The following is a 24,841-nucleotide window of genomic DNA, read 5'->3' on the forward strand; positions in this document are numbered from 1 at the left end:
TTAAATGAGATTGGGGCACAACCGAAGCAATCAAATCTCCAATCTAATGTCACCAATCTCACTTCTATATTTAGTCTTCTAAAACTTCAATATTTAAAATTTTATCGCCCTGGCGGATATCGTCAACCAAATCAACATTTTCTACTACTTTACCGAAACAAGTATGGTTACGATCTAAGTGAGCAGTATTGGCTCTGCTGTGGCAGATAAAGAACTGTGAACCACCAGTGTTACGTCCGGCATGGGCCATAGACAAAACACCACGATCATGATACTGATTATCACCATCTAACTCACAATCAATTTTATAACCCGGACCACCAGTACCTGCCAGGTGTGCTTTAGCTGGGTCTTTTGAATTTGGACAACCACCTTGAACAACAAAATTAGGGATCACACGGTGAAAGGTAATTCCATCGTAAAAGCCTTCTTTAGCTAATTTTTTGAAGTTTTCAACAGCTTTTGGTGCATCGTTATCGTAGAATTCTACGGTCATGTCACCTTTTTCAGTTTTTATTATTGCTTTACTCATGTCAATACGTTACTAATTACAATTATTAATCACACCCGAAAACTCAAGCGTTTTCAAAGTAGAGGGCAAAAATAACAAAATTGTGTAACTTATAACATCATTAAATTTTTCTAAGTAGTTTAAATGCGGTATTTTAGTGTTTTAAGCTTCTGCCGTTTTGATAAAGAAATTCTATATCCTGTTATTCTGTATCCTCTGTTCGTTAGGACTTAGGGCTTCCTCTCTGTTGGTTTATATGGACGAGGAGCAAAAAAACCATTTAAAAGCTTACGGTATTGCCTATTGGACTATTAGTAAACAGGTAGAAGTAGATTGGTTATTGAACTACAGGGGAGGAAGCTTCTTAATTAAATATAACAAGACCGTTGAAGACGAACTTAAAATCAGAGGCGTTTCTTACGAGGTTTTAGCGGATGGTAAAGTGATCAGTCTTCTAAATGAGATCAGCGATCCATCGGTAAACATGGAGATGGTTAAATTGGAGAAAACCCCGAAGATTGCCGTTTACTCACCAAAGAGCAAACTTCCCTGGGATGATGCAGTAACACTGGTTTTAACGTATGCTGAAATTCCTTATGATGTAATATACGATGATGATATTATTCAGGATAAGCTAAGTAAATACGATTGGTTACACCTTCACCATGAAGATTTTACAGGACAGTATGGGCGTTTTTGGTCTTCCTTTAGATATGCCAATTGGTACCAGGAAGATGTTAAAAATCAGGAAGCATTGGCCAAGCGCTTAGGCTTCAAAAAAGTTTCAGAAATGAAACTGGCCGTTGCCAGGCAGATTAAAGAATACTGCGCAGGCGGAGGCTTCCTTTTTGCCATGTGCTCTGGTACAGACAGCTTTGATATTGCTTTATCTGCAGATGGCGTAGATATCTGCGCACAGATGTTTGATGGAGATCCCGCCGATCCAAATGCCCAATCTAAGTTGGATTTCGGCAAAACACTGGCCTTCCAGAATTTCAGGCTAGACAACAATCCCATGAACTACGAGTTTTCTGATATTGATGTTACGCAAAACAGATCTTTGAACCAAGGCAACGATTTTTTTACCCTGTTTGATTTTTCGGCCAAATGGGATCTGGTTCCCACCATGCTTACCCAAAATCACGATAAAGTGATTAAAGGCTTTATGGGTCAAACGACTGCTTTCAGAAAAAGTTTGGTGAAGCCCAGTGTCACTGTGTTAGGAGAGAACAAAGGCGCGGCAGAAGTGAGGTATTTGCATGGAGAGATTGGCAAGGGTCAATTCACCTTTTATGGTGGCCATGATCCGGAGGATTATCAACATGCTGTAGGCGATCCACCCACTGATTTAAATTTACACCCCAATTCTCCTGGATACCGGCTCATTTTAAACAATGTGCTTTTTCCTGCGGCAAAGAAAAAACCTCAAAAAACATAAAGGCTTGCTTTTGGCACAACCATATGGTTTGAAAAATTAGGTGGTTTATTGCCAGATTCCTATTATCTATACAATAAAATCTCGGACGGCAGCTGTTGATGCCGCATGTTACAGACCTTCCTAAATATAAAAAAATACACTGTAAACCAGCAGGTTACAGCTGTTAAATGTAACACAAATAATACTTTGGCACAGCTTTTGGAATTGAACCTGATAATTAACAACAGGTTTTTACCTGATTTTGAAAACAAAGATTCTTTTACCTAAAGAAAATATTATGAAAAAGTTACTATTCGGTGCCACGGCACTTTTATTCACAACAGGTGCATTTGCACAAACAACTATGGGCGGAAATGATGCTAGATTTGGTTTAAAAGCTGGTGTCAATTTATCTAGATTTCATTTAAGCAACAACGACGCATTTAATGATAACATCAAAGATAATGTAGGCTTTAATGTTACAGCCTTCGGAGACTTCGGTGTTGGTAATAACTTCTTTATTCAACCTGGAATCTCTTTACAAAATAAAGGGGCGAAAACTGAATCAACTACTACCGTTGGAAATGTAACAACCACCAGTACGGGTAAAACCAATTTAATGGCTATTGAAGTTCCTATTAACGCAGTATTTCGTATCCCTACGGGCGATGCCGGAGCTATTCAAATCAGTGCCGGTCCGTATGTAGGTTTCAATATCTCTGGTAAAAACAAAGTAGAAAATACCATTACTGGAGGAAACTCAGCGGGAACAACCTCAACTGAAACGGATTTAGATTTTGGTAGTGGTACTGATAAAGATTTTTCAAGTACCGAATTTGGGGCCAACTTCGGCTTAGCTTACAGATTAAATTCTGGCTTTACAGTAGGTGCTAATTACGGCTTGGGGTTAACCAACCTTGTACCGAAAGACAATAGAGTGAATGACAACAAATTAACGAACCGTGTATTAGGTTTCTCTGTTGGTTATTCTTTCTAAGCTAACCTAAAAGAATAAAAAAGGCCTGTTGAAGTGATTCAACAGGCCTTTTGGTTTTTAATCGTAAAAGTTCCAGTAAACACCGAACTTGAGTAAGGCATCTTGCATAGGGTATCGGTTAACTGTATAATATCCTTTTTGAAAAAGCCCCTGGTTTACAAAGTCGTACTTAACAAACAGGTTAGCCCTTTTTAAATTCGCTTTTAAAAACACATCCACAATCGGTTTTGAGGTAAAGCTAACCGGATTCTTTTCGTCGATATAAAATTGTGCGGTTGCAGGCGAATAAAGGTAGTTCTCATATTCAGAGTTATACCTTACATCTATACCAATATCAGCCTTAAGCACCTTAACAAAGGTATTTCTAAAGTAAATACTGTTGTAGGTATAAAATTCAGGTGTTCTTAAAATGGCATTTTTATCTGTTTTCTGATAGGCAACATAATTTTCCATCCTAAACTTTCCAAATGACCATTTTTTAGCAACGTCAATACGGATCAAGCTGATATCGCTGGTTTCCTGTTTTGGCAAAATGGCATTGGTTCCATTAGAGTCATCAAGTGTAAAATATAAATAGTTGCTGGTTAGATAATATTTTGCGCCAGCTGTAAAGCCATACTTATCATTAATATAATTGAAAGATAGATTATTAACCTTGGTATTTTTTAAATCATTGTTGATCCACTGATAATGGTTACCCTGAAAATTCTGGAATAAAGCTGAAGGACTTTGATTCTGTGCATAAGCCCCTAGCTCAATTCGCCCGATCTTATTCCCGAGCTGGATATTACTTCTAGCCTCATATAGATAGTCACCACCATTCTCCCCTTGAAGGATCTGTTGAACATCCAGATTAAAATCTATGTTACTGGTAAAGCGATATCCCGCAGCCCCCAGAATAGTGATGTTCTGATAGGAATAGTCTGTGGTTAAGTAATTGTTTCCATCAGTTTTAATCCCCATAAACCGTTGATTGTAATGATCGTGACGAATCCCTGCATCAATTTTAAGCTCATTCTTAATTACTGCTGAATTTTTTGCTCTGAGAAAGAAGCTATAAATAAACTCATTTTTTAAATGCTGAACATGCGTAGAGTCATTGGTGAAGGTTGCATCTGCAACACCAGGAGGCAATACGTTATAGGTATCGACCTCGTTTTTATAAAAATCGTAACTATTATTATCCAGTTGTACCGTATAAGTAATTTTATTTGTAGGTAACACTGAAGATGCTTTGGAAGAGCTATCTATCCTGCCTACATAATAACTCTGTTTTAAAAAGAGTATATTTTTTTTATACATATTGCGGCTACTCGAAAGCTTAACTGCCTCGGCATCCCTGGCAATTTTGGTGTAGTTATCGGCAAAAATATCCTCCTCCACTACCGATCCATTTTCGTAAGCCCGCATCGTATTGAATATAGCCGATGCCCACATATTATATCTTTTGCTGGGCGATTGGTACCATGAAAACAAGGCAACATTTAAGTTATCCCCCCTTTGCCTGGCGTAAAAGCCCTTAGAATCGGCACGATTAAAGTTTAAACCAACGTTCCAGTTGGGTTTGATATTTTGCGTATGGATGGCCCTAAAAATTTGTTCCTTCTGTCCGGCACTAACAAAGTACAGGCTGGTGAAAGGTGTTCTGGCCTGATAAAAAATAATATCTTCGGGTGTTAAGGCATAATAATCTAATGAATGATAGCCTTCGTCATAACCAATTCGCTTACTGGGCTCGTATAATAAAGGACGTGCAGAAAGCCCCATATTTCCATTACTGATGGTGGGGTGCAGGGGTTGCAGCAAGGGGCTATAATTCTGGATGTTAACCGTTGAAGTATCCAGTGGCAAGAGGATAATACTATCCTTACTTAAAGCCAGCTTGGTAAATTTGATATATTTTGCGGTAAAAACAACAGAGTCTTTGCCTGCGTCGAGTTTTTTACGAACAGAGTCCATTTCTTTATTGGTACCCACATTTGTCTTCAGATCTTGCGCAAAGGCACCATTGAAGCCCAAAAAGAGCAGTATAAAGAAGCAGATATAAACGATTTTCCTCATCTTAAAGCTCAGCGATTAAACGCGTTAAAATTTCTGTCATTTTAGGTTCTGCCTTGGCTGCAGCTTCTAAGATCTCATCCAGATTAAAAGGCTGCAAATCTTCAGGAAAACCTTCATCGGTTAAAACAGATATGGCAAAAACAGGTAAACCAGCATGGTTGGCAACAATTACCTCTGGCACGGTACTCATTCCAACAGCATCGGCACCAATTAATCGCAAATATTTATATTCGGCCTTAGTTTCTAAGTTTGGACCAGAAACCGCAACATAAACACCTTTGTGGCACTTTACATCTACCGTGGCTGCAATATCCAGTGCTTTTGCAATGATTGAGCGTTTATAAGGTTCGCTCATATCGGGAAAGCGCGGGCCTAAAGAGCTTTCAATAATTCCGCGCAATGGATTATCGGGTTGAAGATTAATATGATCTTCGATAATCATCAGGTCTCCCTTTTTAAATTCCGGGTTAAGTGATCCGGCAGCATTAGAAACAATAAGATTTTCAATACCCAGGCCTTTCATTACCCTCACCGGAAAAGTGATCTGTTGCATGGTATAGCCTTCGTAGTAATGTAAGCGACCCTGCATGGCAATGATTTTCTTTCCGTTAAGTGTTCCAAAAATTAACTTGCCACTGTGAAACTCCAATGTTGAAATTGGAAAATTTGGAATATTAGAGTACATCAGTTGGTGCTCAACTTCTATTTCCTTCACCAGGCCACCTAAGCCCGTACCCAGGATAATACCAACTTCAGGTTTAAAATTTTCAGTTTTACGTTTTATATATTCAACGGTTTCTTCTATAGCTCTTAACATAGTTCAAAATAAGTTCATCAAAGGTAATCTTATCTTCCTCAAATAATTCAACCTCGATGGGTAAATAATATATCGGTAAATTTACCAGTAAATCCTCAAATCTAGTAGCTCTTAAACGCTGGCTATCCTTTTCTGTTGTGATGATGATTTTTTCTTTTCGATTCTCTGCCTCAAAAGCTTTTTTAAATCGTTTGATATCATCTGTTGTAAAGGCGTGGTGATCAGGAAATTCCTCGTGTTTAATATCTTTTGTATACTTGCCCAGTTCCTCAATCAGCGGGGCTGGATTGGCGATGCCTGTGATTAAAAAAAACGTATATCCTTTAACCGAATCTAACGAACGGGTATCATTTTGCTGGAGGTGCTGAAGCTGTCCGTATTTCAAATAGGAATGTAAAACCGGTTGATTTTTATTCGGCTGTAGTTCGTTTATCGATGCCTGCTGCGCCACATGCAGCAAGGGTACAGGAGATTTGGTTACCAGTAAAACATCAGCCCTTTTGCGGGCGGAAAAAACATCTCTCAAATTACCTGCAGGAAGTAAGAACTGTAAAGTACCGAGTTTCCTGAATTCAAAGAGTAAAATATTAAAACCAGCCTGTACTGCCCGGTGTTGAAAGGCATCGTCTAAAATAATAACCTCATGATTTTCCTTTAATTGATTAATTCCCTCCACCCGATCTTCGCATACCGCAACGGTAACCTCAGCAAATTTCTGATAATATTGCAGGGGCTCATCCCCTATTCTCTCTGCAGTAGCGGTAGCATCTGCGAGAATAAAACCTTTGGTTTTCCTACCATATCCCCTGCTCAGGATGGCCACCTTATAATTTTTTAATAACCGCAGCAAATATTCGGTAGTGGGTGTTTTACCAGATCCGCCTACTGCGAGATTTCCAACACAGATTACAGGTAAATCAAATTTAACCGAGCGCATGATTCCCCAATCGTAAAGTTTTTTACGAAGAATGATGGCCATTCCGTAAATAAGAGAAAAAGGGAGGAGTAAAAGACGTAAGTAATTTAATAGCATACCGAGTGTTTCAAAAGTACAGATTATTTAAAAAAGAATGGCATAACGATTAATGCCTTTAATTGCAACCGATAATCCCGAAAAAGGTTTGGCAAGAATGTTATAAGTGGTAGACTATAAGCCTGACAGTGCCTCCTTCAGCATTGCTGATTAAAAGCTTTTCAGCCTTAACCGCTCAACCTGAGCCTTAGGTGCTTAATGATGTTTCATTTTTGAGTTTAAGCAGATCTATCTCGCTGGAATAGCTCGTTATGAATGAAATTTCTTATTATTGTTGCTCATCAACCTATATTTTAATGTCTCAGAACAAACGCCTTGTAGTGGGCCAGGGCCAAATTAGTGGCTACATTTCTATTTTTTTAGCTGTTTTAGCCTTACTGGGAATCTTGTGTTTTCATTATCCGGAAAAGCTTACTACACCAGAGTTTCGTGAAGTTTACACCAAAGAAAGTATGGAAGTACTGATGCTTGGTGGCGTAATTGCATCCTTCTTCTTTTCTGCTTTAAGCCTTCTCTTAAGCAAAAAAATGAAATGGGCCTGGCCTGGATTTGTGCTTGCGGGATTGGCGGTGATACTGGGTGCCTTGAGTGTAGAGGGCAGAGATGTAGCGAAATCGAGCTGGCATTTTGGCTTAGACTGGATGATTTTAGATTTACTTTTAATGGTTGCTATTTTTGTTCCGCTCGAACTTTTCTTTCCCAAAAATAATGAGCAGACTAAATTTCATGAAGAATGGCGAACAGATTTAACTTATTTCGTGATTAGCCATCTTTTTATTCAGTTTTTCGGCATCATTACCCAAAAGCCGGCTATTTTATTCTTCGGATGGATGGGGTTGGATAAACTACATACCTGGGTACAAGGCTTACCTTTTATAGTGGCGCTATTTTTAGCCTTCTTTAGCACCGATTTATTTCAATACTGGGCGCACCGCATTTTTCATAGCCGCATTTCCTTATGGCGCTTTCATTCTATACACCACTCTACACAAAACATGGACTGGCTGGCGGGAAGCCGAACGCATTTTATCGATATCTTTTTCACCAGGGCGATGACATTTATACCGCTTTACATTTTAGGATTTTCCTCAACGGTGTTTAACGTGTATATCATTTTTATTGCCATCCATGCGGTGTTGATTCATGCCAATACCCGAATTAATTTTGGTCCCATCAAGTACATTTTTACCACCCCTCAATACCATCATTGGCACCATTGTGAAGACCCAAAGTATTACGGACATAACTTTGCCTCGATATTTCCTTTTATTGATATGATTTTCGGCACCTACCACTTACCGGGCAACGAATGGCCTGCCGGCACGGGCGTACATGAAGGCTCATACCCTAAAGGCTTTATTAAGCAATCTGTTTATCCTTTTACTAAAAGTCCGTTCGATACGGATTTAAACATGGAAGAAAGAAGCGACAGGTAGATTAAGGTTTCCCGCTGATCGAAAAGATTAAGGTTTAATCTCCTAAAACCAGCGGGATAAATCTATTTTTCGCCCTCTTTTTCCAACAAATCTACTTTGGGTGGCATAAGTTTATAAACCACTGGTGTAACAATTCTGGATAGTAAAGTAGAACTGATTAATCCACCAATCATCACAATGGCAAGAGGTGATATAAGTGGATTGCTAGAGAGTGCTATAGGCAACAATCCTCCAATTGCGGTAAAAGTGGTGAGTATAATGGGTAAAAACCTGATCTCCCCTGCTTCCTCAATGGCATCGTTTAAGGGCTTACCTTCCGCTCTGAGCTGGTTAGTAAAATCTACCAGCAAGATGGTGTTCTTCACCTCAATTCCCGCCAGGGCTACAATGCCAATGGTAGCCACAAACGACAATGAATTTCCCGTAATCAGCAAGGCCAATACTGCTCCAACTATCCCCAAAGGAATTACAGACAATACAATTAAGGTACTTTTAAAGGTTTTGAACTCCAGCACCAATACGGCGATAAACATGAAAAGTGTTACCAGCAATATGCTTCCAAAGCCACCAAACGACTGGTTACGGCTCTCAATTTCTCCTCCCATTTCAAATGTATAACCCGAAGGCAGTTTAAAGCCTTTCATTTGTCCTTCTACATCCTGAATCACCTTATCGTTAAGAAAACCTTTTTGCACAAATGCATTTACTGAAATGGTTCGGGTTTTATTGTGGTGGTTAATACTTAAGGGAGAGGTTTCCAATTTTAAAGTAGCCATTTGTAATAAGGGGATAGACAAGCCTTGGTTATTATTGATATACAAATTATTGAAAACCGTTAAATCTGGATAGGACGGTCTATTGGTAGTGAGCAAAATATTGTAATCGTCGCCCTTTGATTTTGGATTAATAAACTTACCTACCTCTAAACCTGCCACCGCCATTCTAACCGTTCTATCGATATTCACTGTAGCTACTCCGAGCGACTGCGCCTTATCTTTATCGATATCTACTTTAATATCCGATTTAAGATTCTTCAGAGGATTATTAACATAAATTGTTCCCTTGGTTTTCAGGAGCATGTTCTCTACCCTGCCAGCCAAATTCCTCAAAGTATCCAAATCATCGCCTAATAAACGAACTTCTACAGGAGATATAATGGGCTGCCCCTGCTCAAAATCCTTCACCTCAATTTTAGCTCCTGGATAAGGTGTCCATTTTTTACGGAGTTGTTCAATAATTTCAATTTTCCTGTCTGATTTAATATCTGGCTGGAGCAATACAAACAGCTCAGAAAAATCACTTCGCTCGTTTTGGGGTAGTACGTTATAATAAATCCTCGGATTTCCCTTTCCAACATTAGCAGCAAAATAGCGCACTTCCGGGATTGTTTTCAGTTCTTTTTCAATCTGTTTGGTAATAGAATCGGTATATTTCAGATTGGATTGCAGTGGTGTAGAAATATCAATCAGGAATTGTGGCTTTTCTGAAGCAGGAAAGAGGCTAAAGCCGATAACGGGAATTAAGGCAATAGAACCTATGAAAATCAGCACCGCAATAATGATAGTCATTACAGGTTTTGCCAAAGCTTTATCCAGTAATTTAGCATAAGAACCATGAATAATCTTCTGCAAGGTACGCAAGAAGATATTCCCCTGCTCGTGTGCATGTGGTTTCAATATTTTGCTCGAGAGGAAGGGTACAACGGTTAAAGCCACCAACATAGAGGCAATAACCGAACAGATTACCGCTATAGGCAAACTCCTGATAAATTCGCCCGAAGCTTCGGGCATGAACATCAATGGCATAAAAGCAATAACCAGCGTGGCGGTACAGCCCATAACAGCCATCCCTATTTGCTTGGTCGCTTTTAATGAGGCTTCCAGCCTGCTATAACCGTCACGCATCCAACGCTCTATGTTTTCCACCACCACGATGCTATCATCAACTAGTAACCCTAAAGAAACCACCAGACCAACGATACTGAGCTGGTTTAAGCTAAAACCTAGCATGCTGATGAGGATAACTCCAATGGCCAATGATAAAGGGATACTCACCATTACCACCAGGGATGCCCTTGTGCCCAAAGGCAATAGCGTAATCATAACCAATAAAATGGCGATTAAGAAGTCAGTGCCAAGTCCACCTAAACGGCTATTCACATTATCGGCCTGATCGAACATTAACTGCTGATCGATATTGGAAGGTAATGCCTTTTTAAAATTCTCGATAACAGGAAGGTAAGCCTTTTGAGCCTGTGTGATATTTCCCCCGCTTTTCTGCGCTGCTACAACAAACACACACCTGTAGCCATTTAACCTGGTGATGTCTTTTTCCTGGGAATAATCAAAATAAACATTGGCTACATCCTTTAGGGCTGTATTTTTCCCATTGCCGCTAAATACAACGGTATTTCTTATTTCATCAATATTCTGATAATTCCCACTGGTTTTAATGTTAAAAGATTTTGTTCCTGCATTAACACTACCTCCGGGAATATTGGCTACTTCACTTTGAATGGCATTGGCAATTAAGGTAACAGGTAGGTGTAATTGTGCCAGTTTCTCTAAATTCAAATCTACCCTTACCAATTGATCAGGAAGTCCAAATATTTCCACATTTTTCAGGGAAGAAACCTTTTCAAGTTCATCTTGAAGATCCTCAGCAGCACTTTTCATTTTGTCTCTCGAGGCATTTTCAGAAACCAGGGCAATCTGCAAAACATTCACATCTGATGGAGAAACCTTTTGAACTTCCATACTGTAGATCTCCTGAGGTAAATTTGCACGCTCTGCATTTACTTCCCTTACCAGTTCCTGATATTTATCATCAACATTTACACTGTACTTATACTCTACAAAAAGTACGGCCAATCCATCTCTAATGGTTGTTTTGATTGACTTGATATCATCCAGACCATAAATCTTTTTCTCCAGGGGCTTAACCACCAGTTCTTCCATATCCTTCGGACTGGCACCCGGGTAAACCACCACAACTGGGTAATTTGGCGCATTCATATCCGGATCTTCCGATCTTGGCATGTTAAAGATTGTGGTAATGCCCAGCGCCAAAACCATGAGCACCATAATTAAGGTGAACTGGTAATTTTTTACCGCATATTCTGATATTTTCATCTTTAATTACTTTATAATCCGAATGAATGACCCTTCAGTTAAATAGGCACTTCCCGAAACAATCAAAGAAGTTGCATTTTCCAGTCCTGCAGTGATATTGATTTTATCATTTTGAACTGCCCCCAACTGCACTTTAACCTTTTGTACCGTTTTATTATCGTTGGTAATGAATACATAGCCCTCATTTTCTCCACCATCCAGCAAGGCATCATAAGGAATGGTGAAAGAACTGGTCTTTTTAGTGGGAATAATAACAGCCTTACCGAATAACCCCGCAGCCAAACCGGGGGTATTGGTTTCATCAAGCGCCAACTCCACGTTAAAAGTTCCACTCTGCGGATCGATCCCCTCAGCTTTTCGGCTTACTTTTGCCGACAGAGTCTTTTGTGGAAGTGCATCTGTGGTGATGGTGGCCCGATCGCCAACCTTCAATACCGACCATTGCGTATCGCTCAAGCCAACTTTCAATATCCATTTGCTCTGCTTTGCTCCGTTAACTTGCAAAACAGGCGTACCTGGCCCAACCACCTGTCCATCACTGGCCAGTTTCTTTAACACGTAACCATTGCTTACTGCCCTTATTTCAGAATAGTTCTGATTAAATTTAGCCGCATCCAACTGTTGCTTTGCTACCTGAAAACCCGTTCTGGCATTTTGCAATTGCTCCAGGGTAGCTACACTATCCTTATAAAGCTGGCTTGCCCGTTTAAAATCGCGTTCTGCTTTTTGGTAAGCTAAGGTAACCTGCTGCACCTGCGCAGAAATTTCAGTAGGGTTTACAGCCGCCAAAAGCTGTCCCTTCTGTACAACATCTCCCTCTTTCACATAAATCCTGTTTATAATCCCCCCGTTCTTGAAAGAAAGAAAAGTTTCATCGTTAGTGGTAAACTGACCAGATGTAGCGATGGTATGGCGCGCATCTTCAACCTTAAGGGGAATAACCTTCACAGGGATCGTATCCTGACCTCCAATTGCAATATCTTTTTCTTTATGGTTTTTGCAGGCTCCCAGCCCTAAAACCATCAGTATAACCGTTGTAAAAATAAAATTCTTCATCATGATTAATTTATTGAGTAGGTAGCGGTTTCTCTTTCTAAATCGGCTAGTGCCGACAGTACTTTATATCTATTGATGTTCACCAGTAATTTCACGGAAGTGTATTGGTTGCGTGCATCAATGGTTTCAATGAAGGAATTGACCCCAGCTTTAAATCCTTTCTCTATCAGCCGCTGGTAGCTCGCCGCAGCCTCAAACTGCTTTAACGATGATTGATAGGATTGATAAGTAGCGCGTAAATTATTTTGCGCAGTTTTTACTGCCAGATTGAGTTGCTGAGCAGTGAGATTAGCATGGAGTGATGCATTCTTTAAATCCAGGTCGCTTTGCTTAACCTTAATGCGGTTTCTATTACCAGAAAAAATAGGGATATCCAGCTGTAAGCCCAGCATATAGTAACGGGTATTGTCATTAAAGTGAAACCCTTCCGACTGAGAGCCAAGATCTACAAATGCACCTAACTTGGGCACCGCAAACTGCCTGTTCATTTTAACTGCGGTTTTGTTGATGGATACCACCTGTTCCAATGCCTTCAACTCTTCCCTACCACTGGCGAGTGATAAATCTGTGAGTAATTTTTCCGCTTGGGTAATGCCATCTTTGTCAACAAAACTTACATTAATCTTCTCCTCTGAATTTCGGTTTAGCAGAAAGTTAAAATATAATCTCGCGTTAATCACTTGTTGTTCGGCACTAACCAATTGTGCATTCACATTTTCAACCTCGCTTTTCGAACGGAGTACATAAGCGGGCAAGCCTTTTCCACCCTCCAGCAGCTTTTCGTTTACCCTAAGTCCTTCCTGAGCCAGCGCCATACTAGATTGATACACCTCAACAGCTTGCATCGCATTCAAATAATTATAGTAAGCCGTTTTGACATCCTTAACCAGTTCACGCTTGTAAATCAACACCTCAAATCCTTGCAGGGTTACCTGTTGCTCCGATATGCGCTTGTTATTGATCAGATCAGAGTTGAGAATAGGCAAAGTAGTTCGCACTTTAGCATCATAATAATTCTTAGGCAAGAAATTAATGCTTTGATTCTCCAACATCGAAAAATTGTTAGTCGCTGTTAATTGATTTAAGGTACCATAAACCGGATTTAACAAATCTCCAAGAGGAAGTGGAATATTCCGGCCACCGTCTGCGGTAGACCAGCTTCCGGAAAAGGCAACAGTAGGCAAAAACAGGCTCTTCGCCGATTTCAGAGCATATTGTGCCTTCTCTAAAGAAATATTTTTCTGCTGTAGTACGATGTTATTCCTGAAAGCTTCAGCCACATACTCATCAAGTACCTGCTGTGCATTGACAGTAAAAACACTCTGCATAGAGAACAGCAAGAGCAAAATATTTTTTTTCCGTTTAATCAAAGCAACCATAATTAACAGTGTTAATTTTTTCTATTTTAATTTTTCCAACATGCTGATAAAACCATCAAAGGTTTGCTCCATCAGATTCACGTTATCGGGTAATGAAATTTTAGTAGAAGCCATATGATCCAAATGTCCCTGAAGTTTTAAGCCACACAAGCCATGCATTAACGACCATATATTTAAAGCAAAGGTGGTAGTATCAAATTGCACAAAATACCCGGCAGCCTTGCAGTGCTCTACCGTATTAATTAATGCGGTAAAAGCCTGCTCTCCTTCTTCCCATTCTTCATCATGACAATGATTTTTGACAAATTCGATAGGCTCTTTCATGATAAACATTAATTCGTAAAAGTCTGGATTACTGAGGGCAAAGCTCATATACACCCTTCCCATCGCCTTTAATCGTTCAAACGGCTCATGCACGTGTTGCAACACTAAAAACTGTGTTCCCAACAACTTAAACCCTTCCTGATGCAAGGCATACATAATATCTGTTTTATCCTTATAATAGAGGTAAATCGTAGTTGGGCTAAACTCTATTTTCTCCGCTATCTTCCGGATGGAAGTAGCATCATAGCCATCCTTCAAAAAAAGTTCCTTTGCAGCATCTAAAATCCGCTGCCGTAAATCCTCTTTATGCTTTTCTTTGCGCTCTTTTATTCCCATGATAAATATTTACAGTGCAAATATAGTTAACAGTGTTAATATTAAAAACATTTGGAAAGAAAAAAATAAAATGCAGTCTTGTTGTCGATAAGACTTTTTTGATTGGAAAAATGTTGAAACTTGATATCTGATCACATGAAGCCTATCCTATCTCAATAGATTTAGCGAATCCATGTAATAGATTACCATTTTACTCAAGGGCATTTCTACAGATATTCTTACTGTATCTACCGCAAGGATTTCATGGACAAGATGATACAAAAATTATGGTGCCAGGATCATCCCTTCACCCAATCAAACGTTTGCCCGATTTTCTTTACAGAAGAATAGATTTGCCTAGCTTAAAAAGCCTTATCTTTGCACAAATCATAAAAAATAACACTATGCTTAAAGGATTTTTTAACGTACCTGTTCCGGTAAACGAACCTATTTTAAATTATGGCCCAGGCAGCAAAGAACGTGCTTTATTAAAAGAGGCATTGGCTGAGGGCCGTTCGCACCAACAAGACATCCCGATGTACATTGGCGGCAAACAGGTTCATACCACCAAAAAAGGTAAAGTAGTTCCACCACACGATCACCAACATATATTAGCGCAATACAGTATCGGTGATAAAACCCATATCCAACAGGCTATTGATGCTGCTTTGGCAGCTAAAGCAGATTGGGAAAACCTTGCTTGGGAACACCGTGCGGCAATTTTCCTAAAGGCTGCCGATCTTATTGCCGGCAAGTACCGTTATAAATTAAATGCAGCTACCATGCTTGGTCAAAGCAAAAATGCTTACCAGGCAGAAATTGATGCCGCTTGCGAGCTCATCGATTTCTTACGTTTTAACGTAAGCTACATGGTAGAAATCTATAAACAACAACCACCAGTTTCGCCTCGCGGAAGCTGGAACCGTGTAGAACAACGCCCTTTAGAAGGGTTTGTGTTTGCACTTACCCCATTTAACTTTACCGCAATCGCAGCCAACCTGCCTGCATCTGCAGCCATGATGGGCAACGTAGTAGTATGGAAACCTGCCGATACACAGGTTTATGCTGCTAACCTTTTAATGGAAATTTTCCGTGAAGCCGGAGTTCCAGATGGAGTAATCAATTTGGTTTATGCCGACGGACCAGAAACCGGTGATGTTATATTTAATCACCCAGATTTTGCAGGTATCCACTTTACAGGTTCTACCAAAGTTTTTCAGGAAATCTGGAAGACTATCGGAACCAATATCCATAAGTACAAATCCTATCCACGCATTGTTGGTGAAACCGGAGGTAAAGATTTTATCCTGGTACATCCATCAGCGCAGATAGATATTGCCAATACCGCTATTGTACGTGGTGCATTTGAGTACCAAGGTCAAAAATGTTCTGCAGCCAGCCGTGTTTACATCCCTGAAAGCCTTTGGCCGGAAATTAAGAAATCAATGTTACGCGATATCGCTACCTTCAAAATGGGGGGTACCGAAGATTTCAGCAACTTTATCAATGCCGTAATTGATGAGCGTTCATTTGATAAATTAGCCAAATACATCGATCAGGCTAAAAAAGATAAAGGGGTAGAAATTATTGCTGGTGGTAACTACGATAAAAGTAAAGGATATTTCATTGAGCCAACTGTTTTAGTGGTTGATGATCCAAAATATACCACCATGTGCGAAGAGTTGTTCGGCCCTGTATTAACCGTTTATGTATATGCAGACAAAGATTTCGATCAGATTTTAACCACTATCGATAACACATCGCCATATGCCCTAACAGGCGCTTTAATTGCCCAGGATAGATATGCTATTGAGAAAGCCAGCCACGCTTTGCGTAATTCTGCCGGTAACTTCTATATCAACGATAAGTGTACAGGAGCAGTAGTTGGGCAACAGCCATTTGGTGGTGCCAGAGGCTCTGGTACTAATGATAAAGCAGGTTCAATGATCAATTTATTGCGTTGGGTTTCACCAAGAACAATAAAAGAAGTTTTCGAATCTCCAACAGATTATCGTTACCCATTCTTAGCAGAAGATTAATTCAAGCATTACTCTCCTTGAGTAACAACAATTAAAACAACACCTTTGGGCAACCGGAGGTGTTGTTTTTTTTTGAAAAGCCATTTTCTACACCATTACAACGTTAGCCGGGCTTTATGCTAAATCTTTTTGTCCCACCTCATCAGCCCGCCTTGGCCAAAAAGAATATCGCTCCAATCCCGTTTAAGGTGGAAAAGCCTGTACTACCTACACCGTCTGCAAATCGCCAGATTATCCAAACCAAACTCATTTTATAATGTTCTAATTAAGCACCTTAATACAGAAACAAAATGAAAAAGGAAGAAAATAAAAATCTCGCCGATCACCAGGAAAAGCAAGATGCGGTTAACTCCAATATGCCCTCCAATCAGGTTCCCAGATATAGGAGCAACAACAATGAGCATAAAAATATTGTAAAATCAGAGGCCGGAAATCTGGCCAGAGATTTCGGCAAGGGAGATTTTGGCTCAGAAGAAGCCAGAACTGATGCCGAAAGGGGGAATGAGGGCAATGCCGGAAATATGCCTAACACCGAAGAAAAATAAAGCCCCAACATGATGTCGGGGCTTTGCTAACAACTAAAAGACAACATCTATAAGATGTTATAAACTAACTTTAAAAGCTGCAGGTACACCTTCTATACCTGTACAGGTTACTTCTAAATCTTTAATAATTCCTGTTTTCAGGCTATATACCCAGGCATGTACAGATAGCTCCTGACCATTTGCCCAGGCATTTTGTACAATAGAGGTATTGGTTACATTTGCCGCCCCTTCAATAGCATTAAGCTCTACCAAACGATCAAACTTTTGTGTTTCATCTGTAATGCCCGATAATTCGCTTTCGTGAACACGATATACGTCGCGAATATTTCTCAACCAGTTATCAATAATACCAACCTGTTTGTTACCCAATGCTGCTTTTACACCACCACAACCGTAATGACCGCAAACAATTACATGTTTCACTTTCAAAACATTAATCGAATAATCTAAAACAGAAAGTAAATTCATGTCGGTATGCACAACAACGTTGGCAATGTTACGGTGCACAAAAATATCTCCTGGTCTGGTATTGGTAATTTGGTTAGCAGGAACACGGCTATCTGAGCAACCTATCCACAATACAGGCGGAGCCTGTCCTGCAGAAAGCTTGTCAAAAAATGCAGGGTCAGTCTGGATCATATCCTTAACCCAATCCTTATTGCCTTCTAATAAGCCTGCGTATGTTATATCTTTCGTTTCTATTGTTTTTGCACACATAATGTTAACTGTTAATTTCTTCTACAATTTTATTGGTTAGTTTCGGAACGTTATATTGTTTCTTTATATTTTCTAATGTTACAATAATACCCTTTGTATAGGCATTATGCTTGTAATTATAAATGGTTTCCAGCACATCCGGGTCAATAAACCTGGAGTTTGTACCGTCTATAATTACATTGGTTTCTTTTGGAATATTCATTAAAACTACTTGTATCGCTGCTTTATTCAAAAAGGACACTTCTTCTGCCAACTTGATTCTGATGTGCTTTTTATCTCCTTCGTTAGTAATGCGATAGAAAAACGGATTGCGCATATTGGTACGTAAAAGGTAAAAAACAGATACCAACATTCCAATAGCTACACCTTTAAGCAAATCGGTAAACAGAACAGCTAAAACAGTTACCACAAACGGCACAAACTGATCCCATCCTTTATGATACATGTGCTTAAACAAGCTTATTCTGGTTAGCTTATATCCTGTCATTAACAAAATGGCTGCTAAACAAGAAAGCGGAATCATATTGATAACCTGTGGAATAAACAGTAAAGATAGCAACAACCATGTTCCATGGAATATGGCTGACATCTTTGTTCTACCTCCTGCATTCACGTTAGCAGAACTCCTTACAATAACTGCTGTTAGTGGCAAGCCTCCGAGCATACCGCTGGTAACATTTCCTACTCCCTGTGCAATTAATTCCCTGTTGGTAGGCGAAACACGCTTGATTGGGTCTATCTTGTCTACAGCCTCAATACTCAGTAAAGTTTCTAAACTTGCTACTACCGCAATGGTTGCCGCAACAATGTAAACATCCTTATTGGCCAGGGCAGAAAAATCAGGCATGGTAAAGAGACCCAAAAATTCTGAGAAACCGCTAACAACAGGGATCTTAACGATCTGGTCAACCCTTAATGCATGAGATGTTCCGGCAAAAAGAAGGGTTCCTACTACACCTAATACCACCACTAATAAGGGTGCAGGTACAACGCTAAGCTTTTTAAATTTAGGCCAAACAATTAAAACGGCAATTGATAATCCACTAATCACTACCGCTGCCAAGCTAAAGTGCCCCAGTGCTGCGGTGATGGCAGAAAATGTATTTTCATGATCTTGTTGAAAGAATCCTTCATCACCACTAAAATTTGAATCTACACCCAAAGCATGTGGAAGTTGCTTTAAAATCAGAATCAAACCAATAGCCGCGAGCATACCTTCAATAACGCTGGAAGGGAAGTAATTTCCAATGGTACCTGCCTTAATTAAGCCTAATATTACCTGAAGAACCCCGGCAAGTACAACAGCCAGCAAGAAAACCTGGTAGCTCCCTAAAGAAGTGATCGCCCCTAAAACAATTACGGTAAGACCTGCCGCAGGCCCACTCACACTCAGTTGAGAACCGCTTACAGTAGATACCACGAGCCCACCAACAATACCAGTAATTAACCCGGCAAATAATGGGGCTCCAGAGGCCAGTGCAATACCCAAACAAAGTGGCAAGGCCACCAAAAACACAACGATACTTGAGGGTAAATCTTTTTTAAGATTCTTTTTTAAGAAATATTTCTTCACATCCGTACCAGTACTGGACGGGTTTAACTTTTGCATAACGATATAATTATCTAGTAAATTTTAACGAATAAATCGATGATGTTTAAAGTTTTCAATGCAGCGCAAAAAGCTATGCATAGCAAAACACTAGTCCCAATAAGTCGATTACAAAAAGACAATCAGGATTAAACACCAAAAAAAATACTAAATAAAGTTGGGAGGTGGTGTAGGAACAGTAGGGTGAAATGGATCAACGTACCGCTTAAAATGCTCAATAAAGCTACTCTTTAAAAAGAAGTGAGAAGAAGAGAACTCATAAGAAATTACTGGATGATGAAGTTCTACCAATTTGAAATCGGTAAATTTTGCTGTGTCTTTGGCGGAGTCTTTCCCGCCTTCATGCTCTAACTCGATCTGCATGATTACGGCGTTCAAAATTTCCTTATCCAGAGTGCTAAAAAATACAGGCGCACCAGATATACACATCTTTGCCATAAAGATGCCCATAAATGCGGCGACAATAATATATCTGTATTTTCTTAAAAGCATATCGCAATTCTAATGCTATTCTAATCTGCTATTACAAAAATAAGCGCATAATTGGTTTTTCAATGCTTTAGGGTGTAAAAAAATTGCAATATAAGTCATAAAAAACCTTAAAAACACTGACTATCAACCTCTTTAATACCAAAAATAAAATAGAAATATTCTAAACAACAACCACAATAAGTCTTGTAGCTATCCTTGTAAATCGCCAAAAAATGGAAAACATCCCAGCAACCAATCATCACTGAACCAATGACTATTGAACTAATGACTATTGAACTAATGAACCATTGAACAAATGAAACGACCTAGTTAACGAACGAGCTATTGAACTAATGAAACAAATCACACTTGTAATACCGCCTGTAATTTTTAATTTTAAAATCTAAAGCATCGGTATGGAAAAGAAACTAGCCTTATTACAAGATAAAATTAAGCAAGCTAAACTGGGTGGCGGACAAGCACGAATAGATGGCCAGCATAAAAAAGGAAAACTTACCGCGAGAGAGCGCATACATTTTTTATTAGATGAGGGTAGCTTTGAGGAAATCGGCATGATGGTTAGCCATCGGAGTACCGATTTCGGTATGGAAAATGAAAAATACCTTGGCGATGGTGTGGTTACGGGCTATGGAACGATAAACGGCAGGCTAACCTATGTATTCTCTCAAGATTTTACTGTATTCGGTGGTTCCTTATCTGAAACCCACGCCGAAAAAATCTGCAAGCTAATGGATATGGCCATGAAGAATGGCGCACCACTGATTGGCTTAAACGATAGCGGAGGAGCCCGGATCCAGGAAGGCGTGGTTTCTTTAGGCGGCTATGCCGATATTTTTTATCGCAATGTTCAGGCATCTGGTGTTATTCCGCAATTATCTGCCATCATGGGGCCATGCGCTGGTGGTGCTGTATATTCTCCAGCCATTACCGATTTTATCTTAATGGTGGAAAATACTTCCTATATGTTTGTCACTGGCCCTAATGTGGTTAAAACCGTTACCCATGAAGAAGTAACCTCCGAAGAATTGGGAGGCGCGAATACGCATGCCACCAAATCAGGGGTAACTCATTTTGCCTGTGCAAATGAGATAGAAGCCATTAATCATTTGAAAAAGTTGTTGAGCTATATGCCTCAGAATTGTGAAGAAACAGCCAGTTTTCTTCCATATGAAATCTCCGATGAAGAACGCAACAGCCTCAATACCTATCTGCCAGAAAATGCCGCTCAACCTTATGATATGAGGGAGATTATTAGTGAGGTGGTAGATACAGATAGTTTTTTAGAGGTACATGCGGCATTCGCAGAAAATATTGTGGTAGGCTTCGCCCGATTGGCAGGGAGAAGTATAGGCATTGTGGCCAATCAACCCGCTTATTTGGCAGGGGTGTTAGATAGCAACTCTTCTACCAAAGCCGCACGCTTCGTTCGTTTCTGCGATTGTTTCAACATCCCTTTGCTGGTTTTTGAAGATGTTCCGGGTTTTTTACCGGGTACCGATCAGGAATGGAACGGAATCATTAGTAATGGTGCCAAGCTATTGTATGCCTTTAGCGAGGCTACTGTACCCCGTATCACAGTTATTACCCGAAAAGCTTATGGCGGTGCTTACGATGTGATGAACAGTAAGCATATAGGTGCAGATATGAATTTTGCCTGGCCTAGTGCAGAGATCGCTGTTATGGGCGCTAAAGGTGCCGCCGAGATTATCTTTAAAAAGGAAATTACCGCAGCAGAAGATCCACAGGAAAAATGGCTGGAAAAAGAAAAATTATATTCTGACATTTTCGCCAACCCCTATCGGGCAGCCGAACGCGGCTTTATAGATGAAGTGATTGAACCTGCCCAAACACGCATAAAGTTGATAAAAGCTTTCAAGATGTTGGAAAATAAGGTGGTCAATACGCCCAGAAAAAAACACGGCAATATACCTTTGTAAAAATGGAAGAGGGCAAAATGGAAAATCCAGACCACCGTGCATTTTCCAGCTAAACAGCTTACATAAAAAAAATGGAAGAGGGTTGAATGGAAGAGGGCAAAACGAAGGATCCCGACCATCGTCCATTTTCTATGTAAACAGCTTACATAAAAAGAATGGATATTCCGGCTTTATTAGCCCTTTTCCATCAAAACATTTTACATTAATACCGAGCTATGTTAAAAAGAATAGACATCCTCATCATGGCCTTCTGCACAGGCCTGATTGTAGCGAACATATATTATTGCCAACCCTTAGTTATCCTCATTGCAGAAGACTTTAAGTTAAGCGAAACCAATGCAGGCAAAATCACATATTTAACCCAGATTGGTTATGCCCTTGGCTTATTTCTGCTTGTGCCGTTGGGCGATATGTTTGAACGTAAAAAGCAGATCCTGGTTATTACTACCCTGGCTATTGCAGCACTACTAGTTGCCGCTGTTTCCAAAACCTTTTTTTTATTGGAATTTGCCTCCATACTAATCGGCGCATGCTCCATTGTACCGCAACTCATTTTACCCCTGGCGGCTAATTTAAGTACCGATGAGAATCGTGGAGCCAATATTGGCATGATTATGAGCGGCTTATTGGTTGGAATTCTCGCTTCGCGTGCAGTAAGTGGAAGTATTGGATTTTGGTTGGGCTGGAGGGCAATGTACTATATCGCTGCAGCCATTTGTGCGCTGCTCCTATTGCTTATGGCTAAACGCTTCCCGCAAAGCTACCCTAATTTCAAGGGAACCTACAAACAATTAATGAGTTCTATGTTTGGCTATATTAAATCTCAACCCGCACTAAGAGAAGCCTCCCTCATTAATTTTTTTGCCTTCGCCATCATTAGTGCCTTTTGGACCACCATGGTGCTTTTTCTGGCCAACCCACCATTTAATTTCCAGACTTTACAAATCGGTTTATTTGGCATTGCCGGAGCTGCCGGAGCTTTAGCCGCACCTTTGGTTGGCAAACTGAGTGATGGAAATAATCCACGAAAAAACCTGATGATTGGATTTATCCTGCAAATCGTTAGTCTTGCACTCTTCTACTTCACCGGTGCCAATCTATTGGTATTTGTAATCGGAATTATCTTAATTGATATTGCCCAGCAAGCCATCCACGTCACCAACCAAACCAAAATTTATACGTTAATTCCCGAGGCCAGAAACCGGCTAAATACCATTTTTATGTCGGTTAGTTTTATTGGTGCCAGTTGTGGTTCTGCGCTCGGCTTATGGCTATGGGGTCAGGGTGGCTGGAATCTTTTCTGCTATGGCATGACTGCTATTGTACTGTTAAACATCATGATCTATCAGTTTTACGGAAAGAAATTTAACACTAAATAACATGGCGCTGGTACAAATAGAACAAATATTTCCTTCTCTTACCTGGCGAATTCGTCACGAGACCATGTACCCTGATCAGCCTTTCGATATTGTTAAACTGAAGGACGATTTTGAGGGTATCCATTTTGGTCTCTATGCCGATCATAAGCTTACAGGTGTTGTATCTTTATTTCATGAAGGATCAGTTTATCAATTTAGAAAACTTGCCGTACTGCCCAACGCACAAAAATCTGGCTATGGCACACGCTTAATAGATTATATATTAGATTTCTGTAAAATTCAACGGGCAACTAAACTATGGTGCAACGCCCGTGTAAATGCTAAAGAATTTTATTTTAAATTTGGCTTCCACGAAACCAATTCTACCTTTTCTAAAGACGGGCAGGATTTTGTAATTATGGAATTAATCTTAAATTACGAACTCCAGTAACATAACCTGGAGGATTTGTAAAAAAATATAAAATTTGAGCGGGTTGAAGTAATTATATTCATAATCCAATCATCCACGCATTCAATAATTAGATAAATATGGCAAAGAAAAAAGACGACGAAAAGAGAAAACACCATGCGGTAGTAACCAAAAAATCGCTCCAGTTTTTAGAAGAATATATAAACAACCCTGCTCCTACTGGTTATGAGTGGGAAGGTCAAAAATTATGGCTTAACTATTTAAAACCATATATCGACGAACATTTTATCGATAATTATGGTACTGCGGTAGGTGTTATCAATCCGAAGGCAGAATACAAAGTAGTTATCGAAGCCCATGCCGATGAAATTTCCTGGTATGTAAATTATATTACTGCTGATGGTTTAATTTATGTGATTCGTAATGGTGGTTCTGATCATCAGATTGCTCCCTCAAAACGTGTCAATATCCACACTGAAAAAGGTTTGGTAAAAGCAGTTTTCGGATGGCCGGCTATCCATACCCGTCATGGTGAAAAAGAACAAACGCCTGAGTTAAAGAATATCTTTTTAGATTGTGGCTGTACTTCTAAAGAGGAAGTTGAACAATTAGGTATCCATGTGGGCTGTGTAATTACTTACGAAGACGAGTTTATGGTATTAAACGATCGCTATTATGTGGGCCGTGCTTTAGATAACCGCGTTGGTGGCTTTATGATTGCAGAAGTAGCGCGTTTATTGAAAGAAAATAAGAAAAAACTTCCATTTGCCTTGTATATTGTTAATTCGGTTCAGGAAGAAATTGGTTTAAGAGGGGCAGAAATGATTGCTCAACGCATTAAACCTCATGTTGCCATCATTACCGATGTAACTCATGATACAACTACGCCAATGATCAACAAAAATATTCAAGGTGAATTGTTCGCTGGTAAAGGCCCCGTGGTTTCTTACGCACCTGCTGTACAAACAAACCTCAATAAGTTGTTAATCAAAACTGCCGAAAAAAACAATATTCCTTTCCAACGTCAGGCTTCATCCAGATCAACTGGTACAGATACCGATGCCTTTGCTTATTCTAATGGTGGCGTACCTTCAGCACTGATTTCTTTACCATTGCGCTACATGCATACAACTGTAGAAATGGTGCATAAAGAAGATGTAGACAATGTAATTAGCTTAATTTACGAAAGTTTATTAAACATTAAAGACGGTCAGGATTTTAGAGAATTTAAATAACT

General features: G+C 39.7%; 20 protein-coding genes. 9 read left to right on the top strand and 11 right to left on the bottom strand.

The window, feature by feature from the left end:
• Nucleotides 1-70: 70 nt before the first annotated feature.
• Nucleotides 71-532 (bottom strand): peptidylprolyl isomerase, encoded by a 462-nt coding sequence (locus BMX11_RS12740; protein WP_090884850.1) that lies wholly within the window; start codon nt 530-532, stop codon nt 71-73.
• Nucleotides 533-767: 235 nt separating this feature from the next.
• Here BMX11_RS12740 and BMX11_RS12745 point away from each other — a divergent pair, with 235 nt between their 5' ends.
• Together BMX11_RS12745 and BMX11_RS12750 are read left to right on the top strand one after the other, a co-directional pair.
• Nucleotides 768-1,949 carry an asparagine synthetase B gene (locus tag BMX11_RS12745; RefSeq protein WP_090884852.1) on the top strand — a complete coding sequence of 394 codons (1,182 nt, stop codon included), beginning with the start codon at nt 768-770 and terminating at the stop codon, nt 1,947-1,949.
• 277 nt (nt 1,950-2,226) lie between these two features.
• Nucleotides 2,227-2,925: a porin family protein gene (locus BMX11_RS12750; protein ID WP_090884854.1), complete on the top strand. Its 699-nt coding sequence runs from the start codon at nt 2,227-2,229 to the stop codon at nt 2,923-2,925.
• Nucleotides 2,926-2,982: 57 nt separating this feature from the next.
• Here the strand turns inward: BMX11_RS12750 and BMX11_RS12755 are convergent, their stop codons facing one another.
• Genes BMX11_RS12755 through lpxK form a run of 3 tightly spaced genes read right to left on the bottom strand, consistent with a single transcriptional unit; the run spans nt 2,983 to nt 6,836 of the window.
• Nucleotides 2,983-4,986 (bottom strand): putative porin, encoded by a 2,004-nt coding sequence (locus tag BMX11_RS12755; RefSeq protein WP_090884856.1) that lies wholly within the window; start codon nt 4,984-4,986, stop codon nt 2,983-2,985.
• Nucleotide 4,987: 1 nt separating this feature from the next.
• On the bottom strand, nt 4,988-5,803 hold the full coding sequence (locus BMX11_RS12760) for a purine-nucleoside phosphorylase (protein WP_090884858.1): 816 nt from the start codon (nt 5,801-5,803) through the stop codon (nt 4,988-4,990).
• Nucleotides 5,775-6,836 carry a tetraacyldisaccharide 4'-kinase gene (gene lpxK, locus BMX11_RS12765; RefSeq protein WP_090884860.1) on the bottom strand — a complete coding sequence of 354 codons (1,062 nt, stop codon included), beginning with the start codon at nt 6,834-6,836 and terminating at the stop codon, nt 5,775-5,777. The genes BMX11_RS12760 and lpxK overlap by 29 nt, the downstream gene beginning before the upstream one ends.
• Nucleotides 6,837-7,132: 296 nt before the next feature.
• On the opposite strand from lpxK, the gene BMX11_RS12770 reads away from it, so the two are divergent.
• Nucleotides 7,133-8,272: a sterol desaturase family protein gene (locus BMX11_RS12770; protein ID WP_090884863.1), complete on the top strand. Its 1,140-nt coding sequence runs from the start codon at nt 7,133-7,135 to the stop codon at nt 8,270-8,272.
• A 62-nt stretch (nt 8,273-8,334) separates the two neighbouring features.
• Here the strand turns inward: BMX11_RS12770 and BMX11_RS12775 are convergent, their stop codons facing one another.
• The 4 genes from BMX11_RS12775 to BMX11_RS12790 are packed head-to-tail and all read right to left on the bottom strand — an operon-like array spanning nt 8,335 to nt 14,498.
• A complete protein-coding gene (locus BMX11_RS12775; protein WP_090884865.1) occupies nt 8,335-11,403 on the bottom strand; it encodes an efflux RND transporter permease subunit in 3,069 nt (1,022 codons plus the stop codon).
• 6 nt (nt 11,404-11,409) lie between these two features.
• Nucleotides 11,410-12,462 (bottom strand): efflux RND transporter periplasmic adaptor subunit, encoded by a 1,053-nt coding sequence (locus tag BMX11_RS12780; RefSeq protein ID WP_090884867.1) that lies wholly within the window; start codon nt 12,460-12,462, stop codon nt 11,410-11,412.
• A 2-nt stretch (nt 12,463-12,464) separates the two neighbouring features.
• Nucleotides 12,465-13,829: a TolC family protein gene (locus tag BMX11_RS12785; protein WP_245738661.1), complete on the bottom strand. Its 1,365-nt coding sequence runs from the start codon at nt 13,827-13,829 to the stop codon at nt 12,465-12,467.
• A gap of 30 nt (nt 13,830-13,859) precedes the next feature.
• Nucleotides 13,860-14,498, bottom strand: a complete 639-nt coding sequence (locus BMX11_RS12790; RefSeq protein ID WP_090884869.1) for a TetR/AcrR family transcriptional regulator — start codon at nt 14,496-14,498, stop codon at nt 13,860-13,862.
• A 383-nt stretch (nt 14,499-14,881) separates the two neighbouring features.
• Here BMX11_RS12790 and pruA point away from each other — a divergent pair, with 383 nt between their 5' ends.
• Entirely contained in the window at nt 14,882-16,516 is a 1,635-nt protein-coding gene (pruA, locus tag BMX11_RS12795) for an L-glutamate gamma-semialdehyde dehydrogenase (protein ID WP_090884870.1), read from the top strand.
• A gap of 290 nt (nt 16,517-16,806) precedes the next feature.
• Entirely contained in the window at nt 16,807-17,061 is a 255-nt protein-coding gene (locus tag BMX11_RS12800; RefSeq protein ID WP_090884872.1) for a hypothetical protein, read from the top strand.
• A gap of 57 nt (nt 17,062-17,118) precedes the next feature.
• Here the strand turns inward: BMX11_RS12800 and can are convergent, their stop codons facing one another.
• From can to BMX11_RS12815, 3 genes are all read right to left on the bottom strand, one after another.
• Nucleotides 17,119-17,778, bottom strand: coding sequence for a carbonate dehydratase (gene can / locus BMX11_RS12805; protein ID WP_090884874.1), 660 nt, complete (start codon nt 17,776-17,778; stop codon nt 17,119-17,121).
• A gap of 4 nt (nt 17,779-17,782) precedes the next feature.
• On the bottom strand, nt 17,783-19,387 hold the full coding sequence (locus tag BMX11_RS12810; protein WP_090884876.1) for a SulP family inorganic anion transporter: 1,605 nt from the start codon (nt 19,385-19,387) through the stop codon (nt 17,783-17,785).
• 147 nt (nt 19,388-19,534) lie between these two features.
• Nucleotides 19,535-19,879 carry a hypothetical protein gene (locus tag BMX11_RS12815; RefSeq protein WP_090884878.1) on the bottom strand — a complete coding sequence of 115 codons (345 nt, stop codon included), beginning with the start codon at nt 19,877-19,879 and terminating at the stop codon, nt 19,535-19,537.
• A gap of 395 nt (nt 19,880-20,274) precedes the next feature.
• On the opposite strand from BMX11_RS12815, the gene BMX11_RS12820 reads away from it, so the two are divergent.
• From BMX11_RS12820 to BMX11_RS12835, 4 genes are all read left to right on the top strand, one after another.
• Nucleotides 20,275-21,816, top strand: a complete 1,542-nt coding sequence (locus BMX11_RS12820; RefSeq protein WP_090884881.1) for an acyl-CoA carboxylase subunit beta — start codon at nt 20,275-20,277, stop codon at nt 21,814-21,816.
• 215 nt (nt 21,817-22,031) lie between these two features.
• Nucleotides 22,032-23,195, top strand: a complete 1,164-nt coding sequence (locus tag BMX11_RS12825; protein ID WP_245738662.1) for an MFS transporter — start codon at nt 22,032-22,034, stop codon at nt 23,193-23,195.
• A gap of 1 nt (nt 23,196) precedes the next feature.
• A complete protein-coding gene (locus tag BMX11_RS12830) occupies nt 23,197-23,625 on the top strand; it encodes a GNAT family N-acetyltransferase (protein ID WP_090884883.1) in 429 nt (142 codons plus the stop codon).
• 98 nt (nt 23,626-23,723) lie between these two features.
• Complete coding sequence (locus BMX11_RS12835; protein ID WP_090884885.1) at nt 23,724-24,839, top strand: M42 family metallopeptidase; 1,116 nt, start codon at nt 23,724-23,726, stop codon at nt 24,837-24,839.
• Nucleotides 24,840-24,841 lie beyond the last annotated feature (2 nt).

It is taken from the genome of Pedobacter rhizosphaerae (assembly GCF_900111155.1).
GTDB classification, from domain to species: domain Bacteria; phylum Bacteroidota; class Bacteroidia; order Sphingobacteriales; family Sphingobacteriaceae; genus Pedobacter; species Pedobacter rhizosphaerae.

Excerpts from the sequence above, each read along its gene's own strand:
- BMX11_RS12740 (WP_090884850.1), bottom strand. The coding sequence starts at position 532 with ATGAGTAAAGCAATAATAAAAACTGAAAAAGGTGACATGACCGTAGAA.
- BMX11_RS12745 (WP_090884852.1), top strand. The coding sequence starts at position 768 with ATGGACGAGGAGCAAAAAAACCATTTAAAAGCTTACGGTATTGCCTAT.
- BMX11_RS12750 (WP_090884854.1), top strand. The coding sequence starts at position 2,227 with ATGAAAAAGTTACTATTCGGTGCCACGGCACTTTTATTCACAACAGGT.
- BMX11_RS12755 (WP_090884856.1), bottom strand. The coding sequence starts at position 4,986 with ATGAGGAAAATCGTTTATATCTGCTTCTTTATACTGCTCTTTTTGGGC.
- BMX11_RS12760 (WP_090884858.1), bottom strand. The coding sequence starts at position 5,803 with ATGTTAAGAGCTATAGAAGAAACCGTTGAATATATAAAACGTAAAACT.
- lpxK (WP_090884860.1), bottom strand. The coding sequence starts at position 6,836 with ATGCTATTAAATTACTTACGTCTTTTACTCCTCCCTTTTTCTCTTATT.
- BMX11_RS12770 (WP_090884863.1), top strand. The coding sequence starts at position 7,133 with ATGTCTCAGAACAAACGCCTTGTAGTGGGCCAGGGCCAAATTAGTGGC.
- BMX11_RS12775 (WP_090884865.1), bottom strand. The coding sequence starts at position 11,403 with ATGAAAATATCAGAATATGCGGTAAAAAATTACCAGTTCACCTTAATT.
- BMX11_RS12780 (WP_090884867.1), bottom strand. The coding sequence starts at position 12,462 with ATGATGAAGAATTTTATTTTTACAACGGTTATACTGATGGTTTTAGGG.
- BMX11_RS12790 (WP_090884869.1), bottom strand. The coding sequence starts at position 14,498 with ATGGGAATAAAAGAGCGCAAAGAAAAGCATAAAGAGGATTTACGGCAG.
- pruA (WP_090884870.1), top strand. The coding sequence starts at position 14,882 with ATGCTTAAAGGATTTTTTAACGTACCTGTTCCGGTAAACGAACCTATT.
- BMX11_RS12800 (WP_090884872.1), top strand. The coding sequence starts at position 16,807 with ATGAAAAAGGAAGAAAATAAAAATCTCGCCGATCACCAGGAAAAGCAA.
- can (WP_090884874.1), bottom strand. The coding sequence starts at position 17,778 with ATGTGTGCAAAAACAATAGAAACGAAAGATATAACATACGCAGGCTTA.
- BMX11_RS12810 (WP_090884876.1), bottom strand. The coding sequence starts at position 19,387 with ATGCAAAAGTTAAACCCGTCCAGTACTGGTACGGATGTGAAGAAATAT.
- BMX11_RS12815 (WP_090884878.1), bottom strand. The coding sequence starts at position 19,879 with ATGCTTTTAAGAAAATACAGATATATTATTGTCGCCGCATTTATGGGC.
- BMX11_RS12820 (WP_090884881.1), top strand. The coding sequence starts at position 20,275 with ATGGAAAAGAAACTAGCCTTATTACAAGATAAAATTAAGCAAGCTAAA.
- BMX11_RS12825 (WP_245738662.1), top strand. The coding sequence starts at position 22,032 with ATGTTAAAAAGAATAGACATCCTCATCATGGCCTTCTGCACAGGCCTG.
- BMX11_RS12830 (WP_090884883.1), top strand. The coding sequence starts at position 23,197 with ATGGCGCTGGTACAAATAGAACAAATATTTCCTTCTCTTACCTGGCGA.
- BMX11_RS12835 (WP_090884885.1), top strand. The coding sequence starts at position 23,724 with ATGGCAAAGAAAAAAGACGACGAAAAGAGAAAACACCATGCGGTAGTA.